The sequence below is a fragment of the Microbulbifer sp. ARAS458-1 genome, assembly GCF_045348205.1.
Lineage (GTDB): Bacteria > Pseudomonadota > Gammaproteobacteria > Pseudomonadales > Cellvibrionaceae > Microbulbifer.
This window is the reverse complement of the sequence record NZ_CP155838.1, coordinates 1355080-1369946: the sequence shown is the minus strand read 5'-3', so window position 1 is coordinate 1369946 and position 14867 is coordinate 1355080. Positions and strand designations below refer to the sequence as shown.

Sequence of the window (14867 nt, the reverse complement as noted above, 5' to 3'; positions counted from 1 at the left end):
CATGGCAAGCCGGAACATCTACACTAAAGTTGAAGTCCCAATGCTGTTGTGACCATAAAAAATGGTATGGTCACACTCCGACCAATAGCGATGGATCTCCCAATGAAGACACTGATTACTGCTGTTAGCGCCCTGCTTCTCTCCACCCAGCTGGCCTTTGCCGATGTGGTCGGTCGCTGGACCACCATTGACGACGAAACCGGCCAGAAAAAGTCGGTGGTGGAAATCTACGAACAGGGTGGCAAATACTACGGCAAGGTGGTGGACCTGCTGATGAAGCCGGACGACACTGTCTGCGAAGCCTGCCCTGGCCCCAACAAGGGCAAGAAAATTGTCGGCATGAATGTGATCACCGATATGGTGAAAAAAGGCAACGTGTACGAAGGCGGTCAGATTCTCGATCCGGTCAAGGGCAAAGTCTATGACTGCAAGATGTGGGAAGAAAACGGCAACCTGAAGGTGCGCGGTTACCTGGGCTTCTTCTACCGTACCCAGACCTGGTATCCGGCAAAGTAAGCTCCGGATTTTCCGAACCACGCACCTTTGTGATTTTTACCGAGCGTCGCGCACCAGACGGATCGCTTTGGGTTTTTCCCGCTCGCCGTAAGTAAGCGCACCCGTGGCGAAATCCACATACCAGGAATAATGGGTATGGAAGTTCGACGGCGATGACGACCAGACGTCCTGCGAGGCGTTCGGGAAAAGCCCGCGGTTGATCGCGGGGCCGGCGCATTGCAGTTCGAGCAGGCTGCCCAGCTCGCGGATATTCGGCAGACGCCAATCGTCGTCCCCGGAGGCCGCGCCCTTCTTGTCGAGTGCCGTTGCATAAGTCAGGGCTTCGGCCCAATTGAGCGCCAGGGGTTCGCCCTGGTCGCAGGCTTCTCCCGCAACACCTTCCATACAGGCGCGCCAGATCAGGCCGGTTTCAGTGTCGGCCACGGAACCGTCTTCCTCTAGCCGATAACGGGAAGTGGGGGCCGAGGAGGGAATCTGTTCGCTGTTACAGCCCTGAGCCGCCGACAGCGCCGGTACCGGAGCTGGATTGATTGCGTTTTCCCCAGGCTTCTCCGCCCAATCCCTGACCAGTCTGAGATGGTGGCCGTTGTTCCGCGGCATGGGCGCGGAGTAGCCGAACTGAAAATTCACCGCCCAGGCCCTCTGTTGCAATTCGGCGTCGGGCGAATGGCTCCAGTAGAAACCGACTTTGGTGTTGGGGAAATAGGTGGTGTCGATGGCGGGAGCACTGCGCCCGAAGTGCACCAGGCCGGAGAGTTCATCCATGGTCGGCACGCGCCAGTCATTGAAGCCACACAGGCCGCGCCGGTTGGTGCGGCTGACGTATTCCTCAATATTGCAATAGGTGGCTGGCTGGCCTGCCACATAGCCGGTGCACTGGGCGTAGCGGCTGTTCCAGTCGCCGATGGCGCCGCCGTTGGCGCTTTTGTCCGGGTTGTACCAGGTAAACACATCGTCGGCGTCGTGGCGTCCGCGGTTACCGTAAACGCCGTCGCCCGGCTGCTTGACTTCCCACGCCAGCCCGGTGATTTCGTCCACGACACAGTGCCAGTTCTGCGCGTCCGCGGGCAACGGTTCGCCCCCGGCGCCAATCTTGCGATAGACAAAACCGGCCGCGCCGTCGGCTCTCCCCTCACCGGCGGTATCCCGGCCCTGACTGCAATCCTGCTGACTGAGGATATCGCCCACCAGGGATTCCCCATCGGGTAATCGCGCGAGGTCGACGCTTGCGCTGCAGTCATCGTTGACGCCCCTGGGATAATTGGCACCCCAGGTGATGCCGGTATCGTTGAGCCGCACCTGTGGCGGAGATTCCTGACCGGATTCCGTACAACTATTCAGGCCGGTGATCGCCAAAGCCAGCGCAAGGATCTGCGCAGTTTTATTCCGGCAAATCATCAAGTCAAAACACCCGGAATCACTTCACTCTCATAACCCTGGTACAACGGGTGCTGATGGGCCTGCAGGGCCACCGCCGCCGTGTGTATCTGATGCAGGGGCGTATAGGAAGCGCCACCGGCATTGGATACACCACGCTGTATGGCACCACCGCCGCCAGCCATGATCAATGGAACGTCGGTGTTGCTGTGGGCGTCACCGTTACCCATATCGGTAACCTCACAGACAATGGTGCTGTCGAGGATGCCGCGGTCCCGCAGGCGGCCGATCAGTGAAGCCGACAGGCTGCTCAGGTGGGCCCGGGTCTCCCGGTAGTGCGGATACGTGGGATCGCCGCCGTTGCCACCATGAATGGAAGAGTGGTAGGTGTTCTGAAAATTCAGGTAGGGCAGAGTGAACTCGGCACCGTCGTTGCCCAGTGCCAGAGAACAGGAAGCGGTGAAGTTGCACTCTAGCGCCAGGGCGATGATATCCGCCTGCAATTCCGCCTGTTGCTGAAAGGTGGAAAATTCGATCGGAAACTCCGCCGGTGGGCTGGCGGCCGCGCAGGACATTCCGCCACCGCCCAGATCCAGCAGGCGTCGCTGGGTTTCCTCGATCGCCGTCAAATGCGAATCGAGGCGCTGTTGTTCGTAGGAGCCCAGTTTTGTTTTCAGGGCCCTGACCGCATCCAGATGTGCGTCCACCGCGTTAAGTTTGGGATTGCCGCCACCGCCGCCGGACTGCAGATTGCCGAACAGCCGGTTGAAGGCGTTGAAGGGGTTGTCCTCAAACGGCACTTTCGAACCGTTGTCCTTGGTCAGAACGCCCTTGCCATTGCTGTGCACGCCCAGGTTGACATAGGTGAACGGCAGATTCTCACCGAGGATTCTGCCCATGTTCACGTCGAAACTGTCGCCGCCCCAACTGTTGTTGATAATGGTGGGCATGACGCCGTGGCCGCCGCGGTGGTGGCCCATGCTTTTCAGAAAGTTGCACTCGCTGGCGACGGTACTGTAGGGCTGGGACATGGCCCCGAAACTGGTCAGGTCCTCATTGGGGTACCAGTGTTCCGGCAGGGCGCCGTCGGGCACGTAGATCACCACCGATTTGTTGGGCCCCGTCTGCGCCTCGGCCAATCGTGAGGCCATCATGCCCCCGACCAGCGGCGAGGCCCGCAGCAGTCCCTTGCCGATACCTGCGGCGGCAAAAATTTTCAGTAAATCCCTGCGTCTTTTATCAAACACATTCTTGTATGGCTTTTTCATAACTTGCGCCCTTGTTCTGTTTATATGGCTGATCCACTGGGTTCGGGTGGCGCAATGGGCCGGTGTGATGGATGACACCGGCCCGTCACACCTGCTGCCTCAGCGCTGCCACTCTTTGCGGTAACGCACCGCATCCAGAGTACTCATGTTTTCGAGCATCGCCCGGGGGCTCTGCTGCACCAGGGTGTCGGTCATATCGTTTACCGTGCAGGCGTAACCCTCCTCCTCGACCGGATCCAGTGCCCGTCCTTCCGGGTTGGAGTTGTCGATGCTGTCGTGCCCCACTCCGAGCATAAAGCGGAACATATTCTGGGATACGCAGGACTGCGCAGCGGGCAGGGTCGCCAGTAACTGCCCCAGGCCGCGCGACCCCTCGAACGGGATCGACTCACCGCGGTTGCTCAATACATCCGGTGCGTACAGGGCGCCGCTGGCGTCTATCGGGTTGCCGTTGTGGTCGACACTGCGCGGGTTGCCCACCGCATCAAAGTCTTCCATGCCGCCGCCGAGGGGGTTGATCCACTCCTGGTGACAGTTCAGACAGGGCGCCACGGAAGTGAGCGCTTCGTACTTCATGCGATTGGTGGTGGCCGGATCGGCGATCAGATCCGCCAGTTCCTCCAGACGCTCGGCGCGGCTTTCCGTGATGCCGGCGGGCGGGTCCGGTTGGTCCTGGCACAGCATACGGCGGCGCACGCGCACCGAGCGCCGGATCGGCGAGGTTTCGGTCAGCTCCGCCCAGCGCGCCATGAACGCACCGCTGGTGAGGATGCCACCGCGGTCGCTGGTGGTGACCTGCTGGAAGTCGTCGCCGGAAACGCCGCTGATACCGTAGTGCTGCGCCAGGGGTCCGTTGACGAAGGTCCAGTTGGCATCATAGAGAGAGGCGAAAGACTCGTTGCCGTTCAGCATCACCTCGGCGAAGACTTCGCGGATTTCCCGCTCCATATGCGGCGCCACATCCTCGAAACCGGGCCAGGCCGCCGGATCCTTGGGCGCGTTTTCCAGACTGTCGGTGCCCAGCCAGCTTCCGACAAAATCACCCATGGTGTCCCGGGCCTCGGCCAGGTCCAGCAGCCGCTGTGCCTCCTGGGTGATCTCCACCGGGTCGCGCAACTGGTCGTTGGCCGCCTTCTGCAGGGCGACGTCATCCGGGGTGGAGCCGGTGAATGAGTAACTCAGCCAGGTGGCCATTTCGTACGAGGTCAACTCGAAAGCGTTCATGTCGATTGCACTGTTCGCCGGATTCGCTTCACCCAACTCGTGGCGATACAGGAACTGTGGTGACGACAGCATGGTCATCAGCGCGAGTTGCATGCCCGCCTGTACATCGCCTTCGGTAACGGTGCCGTTGGCCAGTTCTGAGTAGGTGGTCACTTCCTGGGTATCCAGTGGGCGCCGGAAGAGTTTCGGCGCAAAGTCGCCGATAAACTGGTCCACACAATCCTGATTGAACGAACTGCAGTTCAGCGCCGGCGAGAAGTCCCGCGCCGCCGACCAGGCCGCTATTTCCTCGGCCGCCGTCAAGAAGCGATCGTAGGTGCTGGTCACCATCGAAGCGTGTGTGTTGTTGATGAAGTAGCCCACCTGATTGTCGTCAGCCAGGCTCTCGGCAACGGCGAAATCCACACCCAGCAGATCCGCGACCGTATTCTGGTACTCGGCACGGGTCAGGAGTTTTAACTGGCGCGCACCGTAGCGGACCATCTCGCAATTCAGTGGTTCCTGGTCTTCCCAGAAGGTATCGGCGATATAGTTGCCGACCCTTTCCGCGCATTCAGCCCCACATTCTTCCGCTCGGCCCATGGGCATGTTGTTCTCGATAAACCCGATCATGAAATCCAGGTCCTGAGGCGTCGTCAGCGGGACGCCGACGCGACCGCCATCGCCAGCGAAGCCGTGACAACCGGCGCAACTGGCCGCATAGATCTCGCCGCCGTTCATGTTGCCGGTGCCACCGCTGCTGGAGCTGCCGGATGACGAACCAGAACCACTTGACGAAGAACTGGAGCCTCCGGACGAGCTCGAGCTGCTACTGGACGAGCCACCGGAACCCTGGCAAACGGGTAGGTCGAAGCTGCCGTCATGATCGCCCTGGAAGCCAAACTCGACGCTGTCCCCGGGAGCGAGCGCACCATTCCAGCCCACGTCGCTGGCACTGACGGTGTTGCCGGAAACGGCCAGGTCCACGTTCCAGTAGTTCGTGACCTGCGGTGCTTCACTGAACTGAAGCGCAATCTCCCAGCTGCTCACCGCACTGGTGCCAGCATTACTCACGGTGACATCAAATTGGTAGCCGTCGCCCCAGACATTCTCGTAGGTGATTGCGCAGGCAACGCCATTCCCGCTGCCACCGCCGCTGGACGAGGAACCGCTTGAACTGCTTGAACTGGACGAACCGCCCGAGCTGGAAGAACCACCTGAACTGGAGGAACTACCTGAACTGGAGGAACCGCCTGAGCTGCTGGAGCTGGAGCCACCGTCGCCGACAATCCGGTACAGTGCGCCGCCAATGATATCCACCAGGTAGATTTCGCCGCTGTTGGATTCTCCGAATGAGGTGATCCCAAGATCCGTGTCCGCCAGTTGGTACATGGCATCGGTATAGGCCCAGACCCGGCCACTGACGTAGTCACCGAAAATATAGGCGCCGTTCATGCCAGCGATCTGCGAGCCGCGATAGACGTAACCGCCGGTGACCGACTGCCCCTGGCCGTGATCGTATTCGAATATGGGATCGTCATAGGGGCCGCTGGTGTTGCAGCTGTTGGAGGTGGTGTGGAAACCCTCCCGACAGCGCCAGCCGTAGTTGCCGCCGCGTTCGATCACATTGATTTCCTCGTACCCGGACTGGCCCACATCCGCCAGCCACAGGTCGCCGCTGACCCGGTCAAAGCTCCAGCGCCAGGGATTCCTGAGGCCGTAGGCGTAGATCTCCGGCAGGCCACCGCCACTCACGAACGGGTTGTCCGCAGGAACGGTGTAAGGAGAACCATTGTCCACATCGATCCTGAGCATGGCGCCGTGCCAGTTACTGGTGTCCTGACTGTTGGCCTCGGGGTCATTGGCGGAACCACCGTCGCCGAAGCCGATATACAGGTAGCCATCGTGCCCGAAGGCGATGTGGCCGCCGTTGTGATTGGCGTAGGGCTGCGGCAGGCTGAGGATATCCTGGCGCGAGCCAGCGTCCAGGCTGGCGCCGCCCGTGGTTTCCGTGAAACGCGCGATCACTGAGGTCATCGGCTCCGAAGCCGGCGTGGTGAACGACAGGAACACCTGGCCATTGCTCTGGTAGTCCGGGTGGAAGGCCATCCCCAGCACACCGCCCTCCACCGCGGTATCCACCAGGCCGGACAGGTCCAAGTAGGTGTTCTTGGTGGTCGTGGTGTTGTCGCTGGCATCGATCCAGTAGACGGTGCCGGTTTTCTCCAGCACGTACCAGCGGGAATCGTCCCCCGGTGCCTGCATCAGGCCCAGGGGCTGGTTGAAGGTCAGGTTCGGGAAGGCCCGCTCCAGCACCACCGCCGGGGGTGGCCCGCTGGGCCCGCCGCCACTGGAGGAACCGGAACTGCTGGAAGAGCCGGAGCCGCTGGAAGAACTGGAGCTACTGGAAGAGCCGGAGCCGCCGGAAGAGCTGGAGCTCGATGAACTCGAGCCCGAACCGCTACTGGAGGAGCTCGAACTGGAACTGCTCCCCCCATCACAGACGGAGCCGGTGATGGCGGGCACCGAAGCGCTGTCGGCACCGTTGCTGACCTGCAGGCCGACTTCGGCGAACTGATCCGGCTGGAGATTACCATTCCATGAAAGGTTGTTCGCGGTATAGGGGTTATCACCAGAGATTTCGGCATTCCAGCTATCGGTCACCACTGTGCCGTCGCTGTATTCCCAATTCACTTCCCAGCCGTTGATGGGGCCGGCGCCGTTATTGGTGATTCGGATACTGGCCTGTGCGCCGGAGCCCCAGTCGTTGACCACGACGTACTCGCAGCTCGCAGCAATCGCCGCTGAGGAGGAACACCATGCGCACAAGAGCAGCAATAATGATGAGATTTTCTGGATGGGACTGTTCATTATTATTTCCTGCACCGTTGCAGTGAAAACGGATGCCACCGCAGTGCGGCGGCGATTCAGCCCCCGGTGCTTACCGACGGCCTGATGTGAAACGCAGAAACGGCGGCACTCGGCTTTGATTCCGGGTTCGCCATTTTTCGGTCCGGTTGGTAACCCATTTAATGTCCGGCCGACTTTTCCTGTCTTTCGCACCAGTTGACGTTCCAGAAAGAACTTCCCAAACCGATTGCGCATAAATCTTCGCAAATTCCGCTACGGTTTCACGAAAACCGACTCGAGCAGTTTGCAGAAAGGTGTTCGCTCGGCCGACGAAGCCAGATGACACGGTATGCGATACGCGCCCAGATGAGAGAGCAGGCGAGAGAAAAGAACAGAAAATTCTCGGTGTGAATCTCATCACCAATAGGGAGAGAAAAGGCGATAGTTACGAAGGCGGTTAGATGTTCGATCCGGTAACGAGCAAGTGACGGCAAGATGTGGGAAGACAATGGCAGGCTGAAGATGTCTGGCCAGTTCGGGCGCATTCAGGGAACCTCTGATTGAGCGTGGATATCCGGCAAAGCAAAACGAAAAAGAGGGCTAATTAGCCCTCTTTTTCTTTGCTGTCGACACCCAACCTATTTGCGTTCAACCTCGACTTTATCCACTTTCTGGAAGCCTCGCGGCAGCTTGTTACCGCGCCGGCCGCGCTCTCCTTCGTAGTGTTCCAGCTCCGAGATCTTGATCTTGGTGTGACGCTTGCCGGCATGAATGATCAACTGGTCCTTGCCTTCCAGCACCGCGATACCCACCACAATTTCCTCGCGGCTCGCAGCGCGGGCGGCGGGGATATTGATGATCTTGTTGCCCTTACCCTTGGAAAGTTCCGGCAGTTCGGTTACCGGGAACACCAGCATACGGCCTTCACTGGTTACCGCTGCCAGCAGTGCAGATTCCGGGTTTTCGATTTCCTGAGGCGGCAGCACCTGTGCGCCTTTCGGCAGGCTCAGCATCGCTTTACCGGCCTTGTTGCGAGACTGCAGGTCGGCGTATTTGGCGATAAAGCCGTAGCCCGCATCACTGGCCAGCAATACCTTCTGATCATCCCCCCCCATCAACAGACCTTCAAAGGTGGCACCGGAAGGTGGATTGATACGGCCGGACAATGGCTCGCCCTGGCCCCGCGCGGAAGGCAGAGTATGTGCCGCAATGGCGTAGCTGCGCCCGGTGCTGTCCAGTAACAGCGCCGGTTGATTACTCTTGCCCCGGGCGGCGTACTTGAAGCCGTCGCCGGCTTTGTAACTGAGCGATTCCGGATCGATATCGTGGCCCTTGGCCTGGCGGATCCAGCCCTTGGCAGAGAGTACGACGGTGATCGGATCGCTGCTCAGCAGTTCGGTTTCGCTGAAGGCTCGAGCCTCCTCACGCTGCACCAGAGGTGAACGACGCTCATCTCCGAATTCTTCCGCTGCGGCCAGCAGTTCTTTCTTGATCAGGGTCTTGAGACGGCGCTCGCTGCCCAGGGTTTTGGTCAGAGTATCCCGCTCTTTTTCCAGTTCCGCCTGTTCGCCGCGGATCTTCATTTCCTCGAGGCGGGCCAACTGACGCAACTTGGTATCGAGAACGTATTCCGCCTGTACTTCCGACAGCGCAAAGCGGCGCATCAGCTCCTGCTTGGCCTCATCATGGGTGCGGATGATCTCGATCACTTCATCGATATTCAGGAATGCGATCAGCAAGCCATCCAATAGGTGCAGGCGCTTCTCGACCTTGTCCAGACGGAATTGCAGGCGACGTCTTGTGGTAACGGTACGGAAGCTCAGCCACTCGGAAAGGATCATGTCCAGGGACTTCACCTGCGGGCGACCGTCCACACCGATCATGTTCAGGTTGACCCGGTAGCTCTTTTCCAGATCGGTGGTGGCGAACAGATGATTCATCACCTGCTCCAGATCCACACGATTGGACTTGGGCACAATCACCAGACGGGTAGGGTTCTCGTGGTCCGACTCGTCGCGCAGGTCGCTGACCATGGGCAGTTTCTTCGCCTGCATCTGCGCGGCAATCTGCTCCAGTACTTTGGAGCCACTGGCCTGATACGGCAGTGCGGTGATGATGATGTCGCCATCCTCTTTATTCCATACCGCACGCATTTTCACCGAGCCCTTGCCGGTCTCGTACATTTTCTGCAGGTCCGCCCGGGGCGAGATGATCTCCGCCTCCGTGGGCATATCCGGGCCCTGGATAAATTCGCACAGCTCGCTGACCGTAGCCTTGGGGTTTTCCAGCATATGTACAGTGGCATCCACCACCTCGCGCAGGTTGTGCGGAGGAATATCGGTCGCCATACCCACGGCGATGCCGGTGGTGCCATTCAGCAGGATGTTGGGAACCCGCGCCGGCAGTACCGCCGGTTCGTCCATGGTGCCGTCAAAGTTCGGCTGCCAGTCCACGGTGCCCTGGCCCAGCTCGGACAGCAATACCTCGGAGTACTTGCCCATACGGGATTCGGTGTAACGCATGGCGGCGAAGGACTTGGGATCATCCGGGGAGCCCCAGTTGCCCTGACCATCCACCAGCGGGTAGCGGTAGCTGAATGGCTGCGCCATCAACACCATGGCCTCGTACACGGCGCTGTCGCCGTGCGGGTGGTACTTACCAATCACGTCGCCCACGGTACGCGCGGACTTCTTGTACTTGGCGCTGGCCTTCAGGCCAAGCTCGCTCATGGCGTAGACAATACGGCGCTGCACCGGCTTCAGGCCATCGCCGATATTGGGCAGGGCGCGGTCGAGAATCACGTACATGGAATAGTCCAGGTACGCCTTCTCGGTGTAGTCCGCCAGGTGCTGGCGTTCGGAGGCTTCAAACACGGAGGGCTCGGTCATACTGCGAGAGTCTCGTTATTTTGATCGAAATTTGGACAAGTAAGATGCCTGTCAGACGGGGATTATGGCGGCGAACGACTACAGGTTCAAAGTGCCCTTGGCCCCTCGCCCACATCTTATTCAATCCGGCGCTTTGGAAAGCGCATTTTTCAGCCAATCCTGAAACTGCGTTATTTTCGCCTTGCCCGATGAATCCTCGGTCACGCAGTAATACGCGAACCCGGGAAGCAGGCAGTCAGCCCGCAGCGGCTCCAACCACCCTTGCGCGACTGCCGACTCCACCAGCACGTTGCTCACAAACGCCACCCCCTGCCCCGCCAATGCGGCCTGGATCACATGAATCTCTTGGTCGAACAGAGTGGGCGACGGCATACCCAGCTCTGGCAAGAAACGTTCCCACCACAACGTTGACGACACGGTCGGCAAATTTGGGCTCTGCCAGCGGGTTTCGAACACCGGTACTGACTCGCCTTTCCGAAGCTTCTGCAAAACGCCCGGTATCCCGTAAATTGCGAATGCATCTGTGCACAAGACGTCTGCTTCCTGGGTTTTCAGTGGCAACCCGTAGCGAATGGCTAAATCAACGGTTCGGTTCCGACGCAGATCAACCGGGACTTCGCTTGCCTGTATAACCACCTCTACGTCCGGGCGCAGGAGTCTGAAACCCGGCAGTTGTGGCACCAGCCACAAGGCCGCAAATGCATTCGTGGTACTCACGGTGATACGTTTCGGCGACTCGGAAATCTGCTCGATCGCTTCCGCCAGGGTTCGCAGTGACAAGCGTGCGGCGTCCAGCAACACGCGCCCGTCATCCGTCAATGAAACTGCCCGGGTATGCCGTTCAAACAGCGGTACACCCAACTGCTCCTCAAGCTTTCGGATCTGATGAGAAACCGCTGTCGGCGTCAGGTGCAACTCTTCCGCAGCGCGCTTAAAGCTCAAATGCCTCGCTGCGGCCTCAAAAATACGTATCCCGTTCAAGTTTCCGAGCACAGTTTGCACAAGCCTCTATAGGTGAACCAACCTCATCTATAGGTGATAACACATCCTTTGTCACAAGTCTCCATAGACCCGATAGTTGTGCAATATCACTCTATCACTCATCAGGAGACACAGTGAAAACTCTACTGAAAATTGACGCCAGTGCTCGCAACCTGCACAACGCAAAAGCCTCGTACCGATCTCTATCCCGACAGCTGAGCGATTACTTTACCGCGCAGTGGATGGATCAACCCCACAAATACTCCATTATCCACCGCGATGTTGGCCTCGCCCCACCCACCTTTATGAGTGAAGCGTGGATCGGCGCAGTATTCACTCCCGAAGAAAAGCGCAGTCAACCGCAGCAAACGGAGCTTGCTCTTTCGGATCAGCTGATTAATGAAGTAGTCGCTGCAGACCTGATCGTGATATCCACGCCGATGTACAACTACGGCATGCCCGCCAGCCTTAAGGCCTGGTTCGACCAGGTGGTAAGAGTGAACAAAACCTTTAGCTTTGACCTCAACCGAGGGGATTTTCCGCTGCAGCCAGTCCTCTCAGGAAAAACCCTTGTGCTACTGACCTCCTGCGGCGAATTTGGCTTCGGCCCAGGCGGGGTGCGTGAGTCGATGAATCACCTGGGTCCCCATATTCGTACATTGAGCCACTACTTAGGGGTCGAGCACTTTCACGAAATCGGAATCGAATACCAGGAGTTCAACGATGAGCGTCACCGGGCCTCAATCGACGCGGCCTACACGGCCGCCCGACAATTGGTGGGTCAATTGACAGGCAATCGTAATGTATCTAGTGAGGTGAGAGCTCCTGCACCGAACGATCACTGAGGATCATATGGCAATACGCCCGACCAGCAGGCATTATTCAACGCGGTGTACATAAACAGGGAATTGACATATGCCTGCACTGATTGCCTTTCTCCACCACCTGCTGTTCCTCTCGATGACCGCCGTGCTCACCATGCAACTGGTGCTGCTGAATCAGGCATTCACCCTGCAGAATGCGCGCAAGATTCGTATTGTCGACCGCATTCTCGGCGGGTCCGCGGTACTGCTTCTGGTGGTGGGTTTTTTACGGGTTTTCCATTTCGAAAAGGGCGCCAGTTACTATTTTCAGAATGGTGCCTTCCACGCAAAACTGACCCTGTTTGTGATCGCGGCACTGCTTTCCATTTACCCCACCATCCAGTTTCTGCGCTGGGGGAAGTCCCTCAAGCAGGGCACAGTGCCGGTGGTCAGTGACCGTCAGCGCCGCTGGATGCGCATTATTGTGCACACCGAGTTGACCGCCATCGTCGCCATGGCCCTGTGCGCCGCACTGATGGCCAAAGGCATCGGCTACTTTGGCTGAGTGAGACAAAATTCTTGAGCGAAGCATACCGCCTTGTATTGAAACAGGTCGCCATTGGCGACCTGCAGCCCGTCGACCTCAGTATTCGCCCCGGCGAAATCGTCTGCCTCTCCGGACAGTCGGGAATTGGTAAAAGCCGCCTGCTGCGCGCCATTGTCGATCTGGAACCCCACCGGGGAGAAGTCACCCTTGGCGACACCGCCAGTGAAAAACTGCCCGCCCACCAGTGGCGCCAACGGGTGATGCTGGTACCGGCGGAAAGTGCCTGGTGGGAAGAGACCGTAGGGGCGCACTTTCCGGAAGATTCGGCCATTCCCGAGGCGCTGGGCCTGCCGGCGGACTGCATAAATTGGCCTGTAACCCGCCTGTCGTCCGGGGAAAAGCAACGCCTCGCCCTGGTACGAGCCCTCGCCCGCGATCCCCGGGCCCTGCTGCTGGACGAACCCACCGCAAACCTGGACGAAGAAACCACCGAGCAGGTGGAGCTCTGGCTGCACAAGGAAATCCAGCACCGGCAGATGCCCGTATTGTGGATCGCCCACACCCAGGGACAGATTCAGCGGGTGGCACAACGTCACTTCCATATCGACGACGCCGGTCAGCTCAGGGAGCAACCCCTGTGAATGTGATCGAACTCAGTTGGTGGCACCTGGGGATTGCCGCAGGTCTGGTGATCGCGCTGGCTCTGTGCACCTGGCTCGCGCAACTCAGGATCGGCAAATCCCTGCTGATTGCCGCCGCGCGCACCGCCGTGCAACTGGCGTTGATCGGGATGGTGCTGGAAGCACTGTTCGCCGTGGGCAGCCTGCTGTGGGTGGCGCTGATGGGTGGTGCCATGTTGCTGCTCGCCGGGCGCGAAGTAGTGGCGCGGCAGAAGCACCGTTTACGGGGCGGCTGGAGTTTTGCGATTGGCACCCTGTCCATGTTTATCTCCGCCTTCGCCGTTACCGTGCTGACCCTTGCGGTGATTATCGGCCCGGATCCCTGGTACACACCGCAGTACGCCATCCCCCTACTTGGCATGTTGCTCGGCAATACCATGACCGGCGTGGCGCTGGGGCTGGAACGGCTGACGGAAGGCGCGCGGCGCGGGCGCAATGAAATTGAAAACCGCCTGATGCTGGGAGAAACCTGGCAACAGGCCAGCGCGCACCTGCGCCGGGACGCCATGCGCGCCGGACTGATGCCAACCATCAATGCCATGGCTGCGGCGGGCATCGTATCGCTGCCGGGGATGATGACCGGACAGATACTGGCCGGCAGTTCCCCAGCACTGGCGGTGAAATATCAGATCCTGATCATGTTCACCATCGCCGCCGGCACCGGTTTTGGTACTTTTGCCGCGGTGGCACTCTGTGCGCGGCGCCTGTTTGACGGGCGCGAGCGGCTGCGCCTGGATCGACTGCATTCCTGAGCCGTTGAATCACTGGCCGCGCGCGTTTCTCGCCGGTGACTCATCCAGACTCCAAACCCGCCGTACCAGATACGGCAGCAGGCTATTCTGTTGTCAGATACCTACAGTGGGGCCGGTGTGAAAACTCTGCGACTAATACTGGGCGACCAGCTCAATCACAAGCATTCCTGGTACAGCAATGACGATGAAGATACCTGGTATTTCATTGCGGAAATGCGCCAGGAAACGGATTACGTCAAACACCATATTCAGAAAGTGGTGGCCTTTTTCGAGGCCATGGCCGAATTTGCACAGTGGCTGGAAGACCGGGGCAAAAACGTCATTTACTACACCCTGGATACCCCGGAAAACACCCAGAAACTGGGCAGCAATATCGCCCGGCTTGTTTCTGAACACCAGTTCGAACGATTCCAGTATCAGCTGCCAGACGAATACCGGCTGGATCAACAACTGAAGTTGCTCGCAGATGACCTCAGCATTCCGAGCGAACCTTTCGACAGCGAGCACTTCCTCACCGACCGACAGTCACTCAGTACATTTTTTGACGGTAAGAAGTCGCTGTTGATGGAGAACTTCTACCGGCATATGCGAAAGCATCACCAGATACTGCTCAATAAAGACGGCAGCCCGGTGGGAGGCCAATGGAATTACGATCAAAACAATCGCAACAAGTGGAAGGGGGAGCCAAAGATCCCGCCGCAACGTGGCTTTCGCAAACAGGTTGTGGAAACCCTCAAGCGAATAGAGCGCGCCGGAGTGAACACGTTTGGCGCTATCTCCCCCGAGCAGTTCAACTGGCCGACCACCCGCACCGACGCGCTGGCCATGCTCCGGCATTTCTGTGAGGTACTGCTACCGCACTTCGGCACCAAGCCCTATATCAGCAGCGGCAGCTACATTCACAAAATGAGCAACTACTGCGACGCCCTATGTGTCAGGGTAGTTGTCGCCTGAACTTTTCAGAGGACAACCATGCCCCACTATTCACCTGAACGTAAAGAG

The 14867-nt window shown here is 58.9% G+C and carries 11 protein-coding genes; 6 read left to right on the top strand and 5 right to left on the bottom strand.

Annotation, left to right across the window (positions count from 1 at the left end; all coding sequences use genetic code 11):
* Nucleotides 1–102: 102 nt before the first annotated feature.
* Nucleotides 103–516, top strand: a complete 414-nt coding sequence (locus tag AAFH99_RS05460; RefSeq protein WP_406828902.1) for a DUF2147 domain-containing protein — start codon at nucleotides 103–105, stop codon at nucleotides 514–516.
* Nucleotides 517–552: 36 nt separating this feature from the next.
* Here AAFH99_RS05460 and AAFH99_RS05455 read toward each other — a convergent pair whose 3' ends face one another.
* The 5 genes from AAFH99_RS05455 to AAFH99_RS05435 all read right to left on the bottom strand — a co-directional run bounded on the left by AAFH99_RS05455 (nucleotide 553) and on the right by AAFH99_RS05435 (nucleotide 11095).
* On the bottom strand, nucleotides 553–1914 hold the full coding sequence (locus AAFH99_RS05455; RefSeq protein WP_156035425.1) for a DUF1566 domain-containing protein: 1362 nt from the start codon (nucleotides 1912–1914) through the stop codon (nucleotides 553–555).
* Nucleotides 1914–3161, bottom strand: coding sequence for a DUF1552 domain-containing protein (locus AAFH99_RS05450; protein ID WP_197023890.1), 1248 nt, complete (start codon nucleotides 3159–3161; stop codon nucleotides 1914–1916). The genes AAFH99_RS05455 and AAFH99_RS05450 overlap by 1 nt, the downstream gene beginning before the upstream one ends.
* A 99-nt stretch (nucleotides 3162–3260) precedes the next feature.
* A complete protein-coding gene (locus AAFH99_RS05445) occupies nucleotides 3261–7235 on the bottom strand; it encodes a cellulose binding domain-containing protein (RefSeq protein ID WP_406828901.1) in 3975 nt (1324 codons plus the stop codon).
* A gap of 617 nt (nucleotides 7236–7852) precedes the next feature.
* Entirely contained in the window at nucleotides 7853–10102 is a 2250-nt protein-coding gene (gene parC / locus AAFH99_RS05440; protein ID WP_406828900.1) for a DNA topoisomerase IV subunit A, read from the bottom strand.
* Between the two features lie 120 nt (nucleotides 10103–10222).
* Complete coding sequence (locus AAFH99_RS05435; protein ID WP_406828899.1) at nucleotides 10223–11095, bottom strand: LysR family transcriptional regulator; 873 nt, start codon at nucleotides 11093–11095, stop codon at nucleotides 10223–10225.
* A gap of 122 nt (nucleotides 11096–11217) precedes the next feature.
* Between AAFH99_RS05435 and AAFH99_RS05430 the strand changes: the two genes are divergently transcribed.
* The 5 genes from AAFH99_RS05430 to AAFH99_RS05410 all read left to right on the top strand — a co-directional run bounded on the left by AAFH99_RS05430 (nucleotide 11218) and on the right by AAFH99_RS05410 (nucleotide 14819).
* The gene (locus tag AAFH99_RS05430; protein WP_406828898.1) at nucleotides 11218–11928 is read left to right on the top strand and encodes an FMN-dependent NADH-azoreductase; all 711 of its coding nucleotides are present in this window, start codon (nucleotides 11218–11220) and stop codon (nucleotides 11926–11928) included.
* Between the two features lie 70 nt (nucleotides 11929–11998).
* Nucleotides 11999–12451, top strand: a complete 453-nt coding sequence (locus AAFH99_RS05425; RefSeq protein WP_043320753.1) for a DUF2214 family protein — start codon at nucleotides 11999–12001, stop codon at nucleotides 12449–12451.
* A 14-nt stretch (nucleotides 12452–12465) separates the two neighbouring features.
* Entirely contained in the window at nucleotides 12466–13074 is a 609-nt protein-coding gene (locus tag AAFH99_RS05420) for an ATP-binding cassette domain-containing protein (RefSeq protein ID WP_406828897.1), read from the top strand.
* Nucleotides 13071–13865, top strand: a complete 795-nt coding sequence (locus AAFH99_RS05415; protein WP_406828896.1) for an ABC transporter permease — start codon at nucleotides 13071–13073, stop codon at nucleotides 13863–13865. The genes AAFH99_RS05420 and AAFH99_RS05415 overlap by 4 nt, the downstream gene beginning before the upstream one ends.
* Nucleotides 13866–13982: 117 nt before the next feature.
* Nucleotides 13983–14819, top strand: coding sequence for a cryptochrome/photolyase family protein (locus AAFH99_RS05410; protein ID WP_406828895.1), 837 nt, complete (start codon nucleotides 13983–13985; stop codon nucleotides 14817–14819).
* Nucleotides 14820–14867 lie beyond the last annotated feature (48 nt).